General features: G+C 62.9%; 11 protein-coding genes, 2 tRNA genes and 1 pseudogene. 13 read left to right on the top strand and 1 reads right to left on the bottom strand.

Annotated features, from left to right (window positions below; all coding sequences use genetic code 11):
- Positions 1–40: 40 nt before the first annotated feature.
- Genes carA through BGI51_RS04940 form a run of 5 tightly spaced genes read left to right on the top strand, consistent with a single transcriptional unit; the run spans position 41 to position 6,001 of the window.
- The gene (gene carA, locus BGI51_RS04960; protein WP_187980469.1) at positions 41–1,177 is read left to right on the top strand and encodes a glutamine-hydrolyzing carbamoyl-phosphate synthase small subunit; all 1,137 of its coding nucleotides are present in this window, start codon (positions 41–43) and stop codon (positions 1,175–1,177) included.
- Between the two features lie 21 nt (positions 1,178–1,198).
- A complete protein-coding gene (gene leuE, locus BGI51_RS04955; protein ID WP_007162660.1) occupies positions 1,199–1,855 on the top strand; it encodes a leucine efflux protein LeuE in 657 nt (218 codons plus the stop codon).
- A gap of 21 nt (positions 1,856–1,876) precedes the next feature.
- The gene (gene carB, locus BGI51_RS04950) at positions 1,877–5,098 is read left to right on the top strand and encodes a carbamoyl-phosphate synthase large subunit (protein ID WP_133863036.1); all 3,222 of its coding nucleotides are present in this window, start codon (positions 1,877–1,879) and stop codon (positions 5,096–5,098) included.
- A complete protein-coding gene (gene greA / locus BGI51_RS04945; protein ID WP_133863037.1) occupies positions 5,095–5,571 on the top strand; it encodes a transcription elongation factor GreA in 477 nt (158 codons plus the stop codon). Before carB ends, greA begins: the two co-directional genes overlap by 4 nt.
- A complete protein-coding gene (locus BGI51_RS04940; protein WP_133863038.1) occupies positions 5,549–6,001 on the top strand; it encodes a hypothetical protein in 453 nt (150 codons plus the stop codon). Before greA ends, BGI51_RS04940 begins: the two co-directional genes overlap by 23 nt.
- Here BGI51_RS04940 and BGI51_RS04935 read toward each other — a convergent pair.
- The gene (locus BGI51_RS04935) at positions 5,989–6,300 is read right to left on the bottom strand and encodes a YhbY family RNA-binding protein (RefSeq protein WP_133863039.1); all 312 of its coding nucleotides are present in this window, start codon (positions 6,298–6,300) and stop codon (positions 5,989–5,991) included. The two genes, BGI51_RS04940 and BGI51_RS04935, sit on opposite strands and share 13 nt — an antisense overlap.
- Before the next feature lie 552 nt (positions 6,301–6,852).
- Here BGI51_RS04935 and ftsH point away from each other — a divergent pair.
- The 8 genes and pseudogenes from ftsH to rimP all read left to right on the top strand — a co-directional run bounded on the left by ftsH (position 6,853) and on the right by rimP (position 13,034).
- Positions 6,853–8,768: pseudogene (gene ftsH, locus BGI51_RS04930) on the top strand (ATP-dependent zinc metalloprotease FtsH).
- 7 nt (positions 8,769–8,775) lie between these two features.
- Positions 8,776–9,639 carry a dihydropteroate synthase gene (gene folP, locus BGI51_RS04925; protein ID WP_187980468.1) on the top strand — a complete coding sequence of 288 codons (864 nt, stop codon included), beginning with the start codon at positions 8,776–8,778 and terminating at the stop codon, positions 9,637–9,639.
- A complete protein-coding gene (gene glmM, locus BGI51_RS04920) occupies positions 9,639–10,976 on the top strand; it encodes a phosphoglucosamine mutase (RefSeq protein ID WP_158893783.1) in 1,338 nt (445 codons plus the stop codon). The genes folP and glmM overlap by 1 nt, the downstream gene beginning before the upstream one ends.
- Positions 10,977–11,042: 66 nt before the next feature.
- Entirely contained in the window at positions 11,043–11,801 is a 759-nt protein-coding gene (gene tpiA, locus BGI51_RS04915; RefSeq protein WP_187980467.1) for a triose-phosphate isomerase, read from the top strand.
- On the top strand, positions 11,801–12,181 hold the full coding sequence (gene secG / locus BGI51_RS04910; RefSeq protein ID WP_133863044.1) for a preprotein translocase subunit SecG: 381 nt from the start codon (positions 11,801–11,803) through the stop codon (positions 12,179–12,181). Before tpiA ends, secG begins: the two co-directional genes overlap by 1 nt.
- A gap of 16 nt (positions 12,182–12,197) precedes the next feature.
- A tRNA-Leu gene (locus BGI51_RS04905) sits at positions 12,198–12,283 on the top strand.
- An 88-nt stretch (positions 12,284–12,371) separates the two neighbouring features.
- Positions 12,372–12,448 (top strand) — tRNA-Met (locus BGI51_RS04900).
- 127 nt (positions 12,449–12,575) lie between these two features.
- Entirely contained in the window at positions 12,576–13,034 is a 459-nt protein-coding gene (rimP, locus tag BGI51_RS04895; RefSeq protein ID WP_133863045.1) for a ribosome maturation factor RimP, read from the top strand.
- Positions 13,035–13,037: the final 3 nt, after the last annotated feature.

Below are 13,037 nucleotides of genomic sequence, written 5' to 3'. Positions count from 1 at the left end.
CCTGCGTTTGCCCGCCAAGGCTTGATTTTCGGAGGTCTTCTTGACTAAGCCAGCCATACTCGCACTTGCCGATGGCAGCATCTTTCGCGGTGAATCCATCGGTGCCGACGGCCACACGGTCGGCGAAGTGGTGTTCAACACCGCCATGACCGGCTACCAGGAAATCCTGACCGATCCTTCCTATGCGAAGCAGATCGTCACCCTGACCTATCCGCACATCGGCAACACCGGCACCACGCCGCAGGATGGCGAGGCCGCCCAGGTCTGGGCCGCCGGACTGATCATCCGTGACCTGCCGCTGCTGGCCAGCAACTGGCGCAACAAGCAGTCGCTGCCGGACTATCTCAGGGAAAACGGCACCATCGCCATCGCCGGCATCGACACCCGTCGACTGACCCGCATCCTCCGCGAGAAGGGCGCCCAGGATGGCTGCATCCTCACCGGCGAAGACGCCACCGAAGAGCGCGCCCTGGAACTGGCCCGCGCCTTCCCCGGCCTCAAGGGCATGGACCTGGCCAAGGAAGTCAGCGTCAAGGAACGCTACGAATGGCGTTCCAGCGTCTGGTCGCTGGAGACCGACAGCCACGCCGAGATCCCGGCCGAACAGCTGCCCTATCACGTGGTGGCCTTCGACTACGGCGTCAAGCTGAACATCCTGCGCATGCTGGTGGCCCGCGGCTGCCGCATCACCGTGCTGCCGGCCCAGACCCCGGCCAGCGAAGCCCTGGCGCTGCAGCCCGACGGTGTCTTCCTGGCCAATGGCCCGGGCGATCCCGAGCCCTGCGACTACGCCATCAAGGCGATCCAGGACGTCCTGGAAACCGAGATTCCGGTGTTCGGCATCTGCCTGGGCCACCAGTTGCTGGCCCTGGCTTCCGGCGCCAAGACGGTGAAGATGCCCAATGGTCACCACGGCGCCAACCATCCGGTGCAGGATCTCGACAGCGGCGTGGTGATGATCACCAGCCAGAACCACGGTTTCGCCGTGGACGAGGCCAGTCTGCCGGCCAATGTGCGGGCCACCCACAAGTCGCTGTTCGACGGCACCCTGCAGGGCATCGAGCGTACCGACAAGGTCGCCTTCAGCTTCCAGGGTCACCCCGAGGCGAGCCCTGGTCCGCACGACGTGGCACCGCTGTTCGACAAGTTCATCCAGGCCATGGCGGCACGCCGCTAAGACGGAAGGAGGGTAAGGCTCATGCTGGCGAATCTGGGTGTCATCGACTTCTGGACCTACGTGGTCGGGACCCTGTTCGTCATCCTGCTGCCCGGCCCCAACTCCTTCTTCGTGCTTGCCACCAGCGCCCAGCGCGGTATCCGCAGCGGTTACCAGGCGGCTTCCGCGGTGTTCCTCGGTGACGCCGTGCTGATGCTGCTCTCCGCCCTGGGCGTCGCCTCGCTGCTCAAGGCCGAGCCACTGTTCTTCCAGATCCTCAAGTATCTGGGCGCGGCCTATCTGTTCTACCTCGGCTGGGGCATGTTGCGCGGCGGACTCAAGTCCTGGCGCAGTCCGGCCCAGGGCCAGGCCGAGGCGACCCTGCGCGAAGACGTCCACCAGCCGTTCCGCAAGGCCCTGCTGCTGAGTCTGTCGAACCCGAAGGCGATCCTGTTCTTCGTCTCCTTCTTCATCCAGTTCGTGGACCCCGGTTACGCCCATCCGGCGCTGTCCTTTCTGGTGCTGGGCGCGGTCCTGGAAGCCATCAGCTTCTGCTACCTGTCGTTCCTGATTTTCTGCGGCGTTCGCCTGGCGGCCTGGTTCCGTCAGCGGCGTCGCCTCAGCGCGGGCGCCACCGGTGGCGTCGGCGCCCTGTTCGTGGGGTTCGGTGTGAAGTTGGCCACCGCGACCCTGACCTGATTACCTGCATTCGAGAAGCCCATGCCTAAGCGTACAGACATCAAGAGCATCCTGATCCTCGGGGCCGGCCCCATCGTCATCGGCCAGGCCTGCGAATTCGACTATTCCGGCGCCCAGGCCTGCAAGGCCCTGCGCGAGGAAGGCTTCCGCGTCATCCTGGTGAACTCCAATCCGGCCACCATCATGACCGACCCGTCGATGGCCGACGCCACCTACATCGAGCCGATCAAGTGGGCCACCGTGGCCAAGATCATCGAGAAGGAGCGCCCCGACGCCCTGCTGCCGACCATGGGTGGCCAGACCGCACTGAACTGCGCCCTGGATCTGGAGCGCCATGGCGTGCTGGCGAAGTTCGGCGTCGAGATGATCGGCGCCAACGCCGATACCATCGACAAGGCCGAGGATCGCTCGCGCTTCGACAAGGCCATGAAGGACATCGGTCTGGCCTGTCCGGTCTCGGGCATCGCCCACAGCATGGAAGAAGCCTACGGCGTGCTGGAGAAGGTCGGCTTCCCCTGCATCATTCGGCCGTCCTTCACCATGGGCGGCACCGGTGGCGGCATCGCCTACAACCGGGAGGAATTCGAAGAGATCTGCAATCGCGGTCTGGACCTGTCGCCGACCAACGAGCTGCTGATCGACGAATCCCTGATCGGCTGGAAGGAATACGAGATGGAGGTTGTCCGTGACAAGAAGGACAACTGCATCATCGTCTGCTCCATCGAGAACTTCGATCCCATGGGCGTGCACACCGGTGACTCCATCACCGTGGCGCCGGCGCAGACGCTGACCGACAAGGAATACCAGATCCTGCGCAACGCCTCCCTGGCGGTGCTGCGCGAGATCGGCGTCGAGACCGGCGGCTCCAACGTCCAGTTCGGCATCTGCCCGGACACCGGGCGCATGGTGGTGATCGAGATGAATCCGCGGGTGTCGCGTTCCTCGGCGCTGGCCTCCAAGGCCACCGGCTTCCCCATCGCCAAGATCGCCGCCAAGCTGGCGGTCGGCTACACCCTGGACGAGCTGCAGAACGACATCACCGGCGGTCGTACCCCGGCGTCCTTCGAGCCGGCCATCGACTACGTGGTCACCAAGATCCCGCGCTTCGCCTTCGAGAAATTCCCCAAGGCCGACGCCCGTCTGACCACCCAGATGAAATCCGTGGGCGAGGTCATGTCCATCGGCCGTACCTTCCAGGAATCCCTGCAGAAAGCCCTGCGCGGTCTGGAAGTGGGCGTGGTCGGCTTCGATCCCAAGCTGGACCCGACCGATCCCGAGGCCGACAGCACCCTCAAGCGCGAGCTGACCGTGCCCGGTGCCGATCGCATCTGGTACATCGGCGACGCCTTCCGTCAGGGCTACAGCCTGGACAAGGTCTTCGAACTGACGCGTATCGATCCCTGGTTCCTGGTGCAGATCGAAGACCTGATCAAGGACGAGGAGCGCATCAAGACCCTGGGCCTGGCCGACCTCGACTACGACCTGATGCGCAAGCTCAAGCGCAAGGGCTTCTCCGATGCGCGGCTGGCCAAGCTGCTCGGCGTCACCGAGAAGAACCTGCGGGCCCATCGCCACAAGCTCAAGGTGCTGCCGGTATACAAGCGGGTGGACACCTGCGCCGCCGAATTCGCCACCGACACCGCCTACCTCTACTCCACCTACGAGGAAGAGTGCGAGGCCAAGCCCAGCGGTCGCGACAAGATCATGATCCTCGGCGGCGGTCCCAACCGCATCGGCCAGGGCATCGAGTTCGACTACTGCTGCGTGCACGCGGCCCTGGCCATGCGTGAAGACGGCTACGAGACCATCATGGTCAACTGCAACCCGGAAACCGTCTCCACCGACTACGACACCTCCGACCGCCTGTTCTTCGAGCCGGTGACCCTGGAGGACGTGCTGGAGATCGTTCGCGTCGAGCAGCCCAAGGGCGTCATCGTCCAGTACGGCGGCCAGACCCCGCTCAAGCTCTGCCGCGCCCTGGAAGAAGCCGGCGTGCCCATCATCGGCACCAGCCCCGACGCCATCGACCGCGCCGAAGACCGCGAGCGCTTCCAGCAGATGGTGCAGCGTCTGAATCTGCGTCAGCCGGCCAACGCCACCGCGCGCAGTGAAGACGAGGCCCTGGCCCTGTCCAAGAACATCGGCTATCCGATGGTGGTCCGTCCCTCCTACGTGCTGGGCGGCCGGGCGATGGAAATCGTCTACCAGGAAGAAGAGCTCAAGCGCTACATGCGCGAAGCGGTGAAGGTGTCCAACGACAGTCCCGTGCTGCTCGACCACTTCCTCAACTGCGCCATCGAGGTGGACGTGGATGCGGTGTGCGACGGCAAGACCGTGGTGATCGGCGCCATCATGCAGCACATCGAACAGGCCGGCGTGCACTCCGGTGACTCCGCCTGTTCGCTGCCGCCCTATTCGCTGCCCAAGCACATCCAGGACGAGATCCGCGAGCAGGTCAAAAAGATGGCCCTGGAACTTGGCGTAATCGGTCTGATGAACGTGCAGATGGCCGTGCAGGGTGAAGACATCTACGTCATCGAGGTCAACCCGCGCGCTTCCCGTACCGTGCCCTTCGTCTCCAAGTGCATCGGCGAGTCCCTGGCCAAGGTGGCCGCCCGGGTCATGGCTGGCAAGACCCTGGCCGAGGTGGGCTTCACCCAGGAGATCATCCCGCCGTTCTTCAGCGTCAAGGAAGCGGTGTTCCCCTTCAACAAGTTCCCCGGCGTCGACCCCATCCTCGGCCCGGAAATGAAGTCCACCGGCGAGGTGATGGGGGTCGGCGACAGCTTCGGCGAAGCCTTCGCCAAGGCCCAGCTGGGCGCCAACGAGATCCTGCCGAATTCCGGTTGCGCCTTCATCAGTGTGCGGGACGATGACAAGCCCGAAGCCGTGCAGGTCGCCCGCGATCTGGTCGGCCTCGGCTTCGAGGTCGTGGCCACCGCCGGTACCGCGCGGGTGATCGAGGCAGCCGGCCTGCCGGTGCGCCGCGTGAACAAGGTGACCGAAGGCCGTCCCCACGTGGTCGACATGATCAAGAATGACGAGGTCACCCTGATCATCAACACCACCGAAGGCCGGCAGTCCATCGCCGATTCCTATTCGATCCGCCGCAACGCGCTGCAGCACAAGCTCTGCTGCACCACCACCATTGCCGGCGGCCAGGCCATTTGCGAAGCTTTGAAATTCGGCGCCGAGAAGACCGTGCGCCGTCTGCAAGATCTGCATGCAGGAGTGAAGGCATGACCAAGTACCCGATGACCGTCCAGGGCGCTCGCGCCCTGGAAGACGAACTCAAGCATCTCAAGACCGAGCTACGCCCGCAGATCACCCAGGCCATCGCCGAGGCGCGCGAGCTGGGTGACCTCAAGGAGAACGCCGAATACCATGCCGCCCGTGAGCAGCAGGGTATGGTCGAGGCGCGTATCCGCGATATCGAAGGTCGCCTGCAGAACGCTCAGGTGATCGACGTGGCCGCCTTGCCGCACACCGGCAAGGTGATCTTCGGCACCACCGTGGAAATCGCTAACACCGAGACTGACGAGACGGTGACCTACCAGATCGTTGGTGACGACGAGGCGGATATCAAGCAGAGCAAGCTGTCGGTGGGTTCGCCCATCGCGCGCGCGCTGATCGGCAAGGAAGAAGGGGACGTGGTGGTGGTGAAGACCCCGGGTGGCAATGTCGAATACGAAATTGTCGCCGTCCGTCACGTCTGATCACCGCGCCGGCGGCTGGCTCGCCAGGCTGCTCGCCGCCGCCTGGCAGCTGGCCCAGGTGTTCTGGGTCGGCCCGCTGGTCGCCCTGCACCTGTGCATCCCCGTGGCGCTGGCCCAGGCGGGCTGGGCGCCGCTGCTGATCCAGTCCGGACGCGAAGAATTGCTACGCATGATGCTCAGCGCCGCAGGCGGTGGGGTCTTTACCCAGATCGTGGTGCTGGTGTGGTGGGCAGGTGTGGGCGCCTTGTGGCGTGACCTGCGCGGCCAGCTGCTGCTGGCCAGTGCACTGGCGGTGCTGCTGCAGAACGAACTGGCACGCTTCTGGACCGGGCCGACCGCCTTGGCCGGCTACCTGGTTCTGCTGCTCTGCGGACTGATCCTGGTGCTGCAGCCCGTTCCCGGGCGCGCGCCGGGCAATCAGGCGGTGTAGCGCACCACGTTGGACAGATTGCGATTCTGCTCGCGGGCCTTGCGATAGATCAGCGCCATCTTGCCGATCACCTGCACCAGCTCCGCCTTGCTCGACGCGCACAGCTCGTCGATCAGGGCCCGGCGGTCATCACGCTCGGTGACGGCCAGCTTGATCTTGATCAGTTCGTGATCGTTCAGCGCGCGGTCGAGTTCACCCAGTACGCCTTCGCTCAGGCCGTTCTCGCTGATGGTGACCACCGGCTTGAGTTGATGACCGATCGCCTTGAACCGCTTTTTGAGCTCGTTGTTGAGCGCCATAATTCACCCCGGATAAAAGCCGAACAGTTTATCCCAGCTGCCCGGTGCCGCCCAGCGATACGCGACAACGTGACGGTGGCCCCCGACAGAACCGGTCTCGCCGGCTCAAGGGATACCGCCAAGAGCGCAGGCGTCAGGTCACTGTGAGGCATGACCGTAGTGGATGGACTCGCGGCTGGAAGCAAGCCACCCGGGGGACCTGCCTGGGCAGTTCGCAGGGCCAGATACCAGGTGTCCGGCGGGAGGCCTTGTTATTTCCGTCCTGGCCCCCATATGAGCGAGCGGAGTACGGCGGGCTGATCCAAGGCTCTCCGTGTCGCGGGACCAGATCGCGCCAGCAATAGCTATTGGGTCGCGGTTTTAGGGGCAATTGAGAGAATTGATGGCCGCAACGTCTGCCTTGCCCTAGAGTCAAAGGCAGAAGACTCATATAGCGTTACAGACGATGTCTGCCGTGGGCCAGGCTTTGTGTAGTAACTTACCGGTCACTGCCGGTTTCGCTTCGAACGGTTTACCCACGAAACCGGCGCAGAGGGTAGTCAATTGAACGACATGGCAAAGAATCTGATCCTGTGGCTGATCATCGCCGCGGTGCTCGTCACCGTGATGAACAACTTCTCCAGCCCCAACGAACCCCAGACGCTCAACTATTCCGACTTCATCCAGCAGGTGAAGGACGGGCAGATCGAGAGCGTGACCGTGGATGGCTATGTCATCACCGGCAAGCATCGTGACGGCGATCCCTTCAAGACCATCCGTCCGGCGATCCAGGACAATGGCCTGATCGGCGATCTGGTGAACAACAGCGTCACCATCACCGGCAAGCAGCCCGAGCAGCAGAGCATCTGGACTCAGCTGCTGGTGGCCAGCTTCCCGATCCTGGTGATCATCGCGGTCTTCATGTTCTTCATGCGCCAGATGCAGGGGGGCGCTGGTGGTCGCGGCGGCCCCATGAGCTTTGGCAAGAGCAAGGCGCGGCTGTTGTCGGAAGACCAGGTCAAGACCACCTTCGCCGACGTCGCCGGGTGCGACGAAGCCAAGGAAGAAGTCACCGAGCTGGTCGAATTCCTGCGTGATCCGGGCAAGTTCCAGCGCCTCGGCGGGCGTATTCCCCGCGGTGTGCTGATGGTCGGTTCGCCGGGTACCGGCAAGACGCTGCTGGCCAAGGCCGTGGCAGGCGAGGCCAAGGTGCCGTTCTTCACCATTTCCGGCTCGGACTTCGTCGAGATGTTCGTCGGTGTCGGCGCCAGCCGTGTCCGCGACATGTTCGACCAGGCCAAGAAGCATGCCCCCTGCATCATCTTCATCGACGAGATCGATGCGGTCGGTCGCCATCGTGGCAATGGCATGGGCGGTGGTCACGACGAGCGCGAGCAGACCCTGAACCAGCTGCTGGTCGAGATGGACGGCTTCGAAATGAACGATGGCATCATCGTCATCGCAGCCACCAACCGGCCTGACGTACTGGACCCGGCACTGCTGCGTCCCGGTCGTTTCGACCGCCAGGTCGTGGTCGGTCTGCCGGACATCCGCGGCCGCGAGCAGATCCTCAAGGTGCACATGCGCAAGGTGCCGATTGGCGAGCGCGTCGACGCGGGCGTCATCGCGCGGGGTACCCCGGGTTTCTCCGGTGCCGACCTTGCCAACCTGGTCAATGAGGCCTCCCTGTTCGCCGCTCGTTCCAACAAGCGCACCGTTGATATGCGCGAGTTCGAGCTGGCCAAGGACAAGATCATGATGGGCGCCGAGCGCAAGACCATGGTCATGTCCGAGAAGGAGAAGCGCAACACTGCCTATCACGAAGCGGGCCATGCCATCGTGGGTCGCCTGGTGCCCGAGCACGATCCGGTCTACAAGGTCTCCATCATTCCCCGTGGCCGGGCCCTGGGCGTGACCATGTTCCTGCCCGAGGAAGATCGCTACAGCCTGTCCAAGCGGGCGCTGGAAAGCCAGATCTGTTCGCTGTTCGGTGGCCGTATCGCCGAAGAGATGACCCTGGGCTTCGAAGGCGTCACCACGGGCGCTTCCAACGACATCATGCGGGCGACCTCCCTGGCGCGAAACATGGTGACCAAGTGGGGCCTGTCCGAGAAGCTCGGTCCGCTGCTGTATGGTGAGGAAGAGAACGAAGGCTACCTGGGTCGTTCGGGGGTAGTGGCGCCGGCAACATGTCGGGAGAGACCGCCAAGCTGATCGATCTGGAGATTCGTCGCATCATCGACGACTGCTATAACACTGCCAAGCGCCTGCTGGACGAGAATCGCGACAAGCTCGAACTCATGTCCGATGCCCTGATGAAGTACGAGACCATCGATTCGGACCAGATCGACGACATCATGGCGGGCAAGGTGCCGCGTGAGCCGCGCGACTGGCATGACCGGGGTGGTCCTACCGGTGATTCGCCGGCACCGCAAAGCGGTAGCGATCGTCCTGAAACACCCATCGGTGGTCCGGCCGGAGAACACTGAAACACCCATGTTCAATCCGTTCCCTTCGACCCGATTGCCTTGCGGCAATCGGGTTCTTGTTTTTGACGCGCCCAAAGTCATGGGCATCCTCAACGTGACGCCAGATTCCTTCTCCGACGGCGGTCGCTATACGGCTGTCGACAGCGCGTTGCGCCATGCCGAGGCGATGATGACGGCCGGTGCTGCCATCATCGATGTGGGTGGAGAGTCCACGCGACCAGGGGCGCCCCCAGTGTCCGAGGTCGAGGAGCTCGAGCGTGTCGTGCCGGTGGTCGAGGCGATCGCCCGAGAGCTGGATGTCGTCATCTCCATGGACACCTCCTCGCCGGTAGTCATGCGGGAAGGTGCTCAGGCAGGGGCCGGTCTGATCAATGATGTCCGCTCGCTGCGCCGGCCCGGCGCCCTGGAAGCTGCCGCCGCGACCGATCTGGCGGTCTGCCTGATGCACATGCGGGGCGAGCCCGGCACCATGCAGCAGGCGCCCGTCTATGCTGACGTCGCCGGCGAAGTCGGCGCCTTTCTCGCCGAGCAGATTGCCCGTTGCGAAGCGGCCGGGATCTGCCGCGGGCGGCTGGTGCTGGATCCGGGCTATGGCTTTGCCAAGACCCTGGAGCACAACCTCGAGCTGTTCAGACGACAAACCGAGTTGCTCGCCTTTGGGCTACCCTTGCTGGTGGGCGTTTCTCGCAAGAGCATGATCGGCGCGGTTACCGGGCGACCCGTAGAGGGACGCCTGGCAGGCGGTCTGGCTCTGGCGGCGCTGGCGCTGGCCAAGGGTGCGCAGATCCTCAGGGTCCATGATGTGGCGGAAACGGTGGACGCGGTGAAGATGATCACCGCGGTCGAAGGCTTCAGGCAGGAACAGAACTGATGGCAAGAAAGTATTTTGGAACCGATGGTATTCGCGGCAAGGTCGGAACGTATCCCATCACCCCCGAGTTCATGCTCAAGCTGGGCTGGGCGGCGGGTATCGCCTTTCGCAGTCGCGGCGGTTGTCGAGTGCTGGTGGGCAAGGACACCCGCAACTCCGGCTACATGTTCGAATCGGCACTGGAAGCCGGTCTTTCCGCTGCCGGTGCCGACGTTATGCTGCTGGGTCCCATGCCGACGCCGGGTATCGCCTATCTGACGCGGACCTTCCAGGCCAGCGCCGGCATCGTTATCAGTGCTTCGCACAATCCCTACTACGACAATGGCATCAAGTTCTTTTCCGGCGCCGGCACCAAGCTGCCCGATGAACTGGAAACCATGATCGAGGAGCTGCTCGACACGCCCATGACCGTGGTCGACTCGGCGCGTATCGGCAAGGTCTCGCGCATCAACGATGCCGCGGGTCGTTACATCGAATTCTGCAAGAGCAGCGTGCCGACCGGGACCAGTTTCGCCGGTATGAAGATCGTGCTGGACTGCGCCAATGGCGCTACCTACAAGATCGCACCCAGCGTCTTCCGTGAGCTCGGAGCTGATGTCAGCGTGCTCGGGGTGCAGCCGGACGGTCTCAATATCAACAAGGATTGCGGTTCCACCCATCTGGAGGGGCTGCAACAGGCGGTGCTCGACCAGCACGCCGACATCGGCATCGCCTTCGACGGCGACGGTGATCGAGTGCTGATGGTGGATCACACCGGAGCGGCAGTGGATGGCGATGAGCTGCTCTATCTGATCGCCCGCGATCTCAAGCGTCGTGGTCGCCTCGAGGGTGGGGTGGTCGGTACCCTGATGAGCAATCTCGGTCTCGAGCTGGGGCTGGCCGAACTGGATATTCCCTTCGTGCGCGCCAAGGTAGGCGATCGCTATGTGATGGCCGAGCTGCTGGAGCGCAACTGGGTGCTGGGCGGCGAGAATTCCGGGCATGTGGTCTGTTGCCAGTACACCACCACCGGCGACGCCACCATCGCCGCGCTGCAGGTGCTCATCGCCCTGCGCAATGCCGGCCAGACCCTGGCCCAGGCGCGCATGGCGCTGCGCAAGTGCCCACAGGTGCTGATAAACGTGAGGTTCGGTGGCGGCCAGGATCCCTTGGAGAACCCGCGGGTCAAGCAGGCCAGTGCCGAGGTCACCGAGAAGATGGCCGGCAAGGGACGGGTACTGCTGCGCAAATCCGGTACCGAGCCGCTGCTGCGCGTCATGGTCGAAGGCGAGAACGAGCGCGAGGTGCGCGCCCATGCCGAGGCCCTCGCCGAGCTGATAAGCGAGGTATGTGCTTGATTTGCTTGCATGCCTGTTTTCGATTGAGTAACATCTGCGCCCACTTCGCTCCCTGAGGTAAAACGCATGCGTCGTTCCCTGGTTGCCGGTAACTGGAAAATGCATGGCTCGCTGCAAGGCGTGTCGGCGCTGGTCGCAGGCTTGAAAGGGTTGGATGGCGCAGCGGGTGTTGATGTCGTGGTGATTCCGACATTGGTGCATCTGCCGGGGGTGGCTGAAGCGCTGGCGGCAACGTCGCTGATGGTGGGGGCTCAGACTTGTGCCTCCGTCGCGGGTGAGAGGGCTCTGACTGGCGAGGTGTCCTCGACCCAGTTGGCAGAATTCGGTTGCCGTTACGTACTGGTGGGGCACTCCGAGCGGCGTGCACTGCTGGGCGAGGATGATGCGGTGGTGGCGAAGAAATTCGCGGCCATTCAGGAGGGCGGGATGATTCCCGTGCTCTGCGTCGGCGAAACCCGTGAAGAGCGGGAGGCTGAGCGCACTTTGGACGTGGTAGGTGGCCAGCTGAAGGCGGTCATCGAGGTGGTTGGAGTGGCAGCTTTTGCCAATGCCGTCTTGGCCTACGAGCCGGTCTGGGCGATAGGTACGGGGCTCACGGCAACGCCGGAGCAGGCGCAAGAGGTTCATGCGGCGATTCGTGCTCTGGTACGCGAAGCCGATGCTGAGGTCGCTGAAGGCCTTCAGCTGTTGTATGGCGGCAGTGTCAAGGCTGCCAGTGCTGCCGAGTTGTTCGGCATGCCGGATATTGATGGGGGGCTGGTGGGTGGAGCCTCCCTGAATGCTGAAGAGTTCAGTGCGATTTGCCGCGCTGCAGGACGTGGATAATGTTGGAAACTGCAGTAGTTGTGATCCACTTGCTGATGGCGCTTGGCCTGATCGTGCTGGTATTGATGCAACAGGGCAAGGGTGCCGAAGCCGGTGCATCCTTTGGTGCGGGCGCCTCGGGTACCGTGTTTGGTAGTCAAGGTTCTGCTACCTTTCTGAGTCGTTTTACTGCTATACTAGCCGCGGTTTTTTTCGCGACTAGCCTGGGTCTGGGGTATTACGCCAAAGACCGTGCGCTGGGTCTGCGTGAGGTGGGTTTGCCCACTCAGCCAGTCCAGCAGGCTCCTCAGCCGAAACAGGATGGTAACGATGTTCCCCTGAGCCAGCCACGTGCTGCCCAGGGTGGTACTTCCGGGGACGTGCCCCAGGAGTCCAAGTAGGCTTAAAAGGTTTCATGCCGAAGTGGTGGAATTGGTAGACACGCTATCTTGAGGGGGTAGTGGCCATAGGCTGTATGGGTTCGAGTCCCATCTTCGGCACCAAATAGCAAAGACGTCCTGCAGGACGCGGCGAGAATAGAGTAGGTTGACTCCTAGAGTTCAGTTGAATATAATCTCGCTCCAGCTTTGACGCGGGGTGGAGCAGTCTGGTAGCTCGTCGGGCTCATAACCCGAAGGTCGTTGGTTCAAATCCAGCCCCCGCAACCAGTTATTTAAAGCCCCTTTTTAGGGGCTTTTTGTTGGCTGGACAGTTCGGGTCGCGCTTTCTTGCGCAGACCTCTTAGGGATGGGCGTAATGCCCATTTTTTATTCTCAAAAAACGCGAGGCAACCAGGTGTCGAGCAAGCTAGAACAGTTGCAGGCCTTGCTGGCCCCCGTCGTCGAGGCGCTTGGCTATGTCTGCTGGGGTGTCGAGTACATCTCCCAAGGGCGGCATTCGCTACTGCGTGTCTACATCGATCATCCCAACGGCATTCTCGTCGAAGATTGCGAGGCTGTCAGTCGCCAGGTAAGTGGCGTACTCGATGTGGAAGATCCGATCACCAATGAATACACCCTTGAGGTGTCTTCCCCCGGTATGGATAGACCGCTGTTCACCCTGGAGCAATTCGCTGCCCACGTCGGTGAACAGGTCAAGGTCAAACTTCGGTCGCCCTTCGAAGGGCGACGTAATTTCCAGGGTTTGCTGCGCGGTGTGGAAGACCAGGACGTCGTGGTGCAGGTGGACGAGCATGAGTATCTGCTGCCCATCGAGATGATCGACAAGGCCAACGTCGTTCCCCGTTTCGAGTGATTT

It is taken from the genome of Pseudomonas oryzihabitans (assembly GCF_014522265.1).
Taxonomy (GTDB): Bacteria; Pseudomonadota; Gammaproteobacteria; order Pseudomonadales; family Pseudomonadaceae; genus Chryseomonas; species Chryseomonas aestiva.
This window is presented reverse-complemented; position numbering and strand designations above follow the sequence as displayed.

What these genes read in the sequence shown, in the direction of transcription:
- leuE (WP_007162660.1), top strand. Translation starts at nt 1,199, where the DNA reads ATGCTGGCGAATCTGGGTGTCATCGACTTCTGGACCTACGTGGTCGGG.
- carB (WP_133863036.1), top strand. Translation starts at nt 1,877, where the DNA reads ATGCCTAAGCGTACAGACATCAAGAGCATCCTGATCCTCGGGGCCGGC.
- greA (WP_133863037.1), top strand. Translation starts at nt 5,095, where the DNA reads ATGACCAAGTACCCGATGACCGTCCAGGGCGCTCGCGCCCTGGAAGAC.
- BGI51_RS04935 (WP_133863039.1), bottom strand. Translation starts at nt 6,300, where the DNA reads ATGGCGCTCAACAACGAGCTCAAAAAGCGGTTCAAGGCGATCGGTCAT.
- folP (WP_187980468.1), top strand. Translation starts at nt 8,776, where the DNA reads ATGTTCAATCCGTTCCCTTCGACCCGATTGCCTTGCGGCAATCGGGTT.
- glmM (WP_158893783.1), top strand. Translation starts at nt 9,639, where the DNA reads ATGGCAAGAAAGTATTTTGGAACCGATGGTATTCGCGGCAAGGTCGGA.
- tpiA (WP_187980467.1), top strand. Translation starts at nt 11,043, where the DNA reads ATGCGTCGTTCCCTGGTTGCCGGTAACTGGAAAATGCATGGCTCGCTG.
- secG (WP_133863044.1), top strand. Translation starts at nt 11,801, where the DNA reads ATGTTGGAAACTGCAGTAGTTGTGATCCACTTGCTGATGGCGCTTGGC.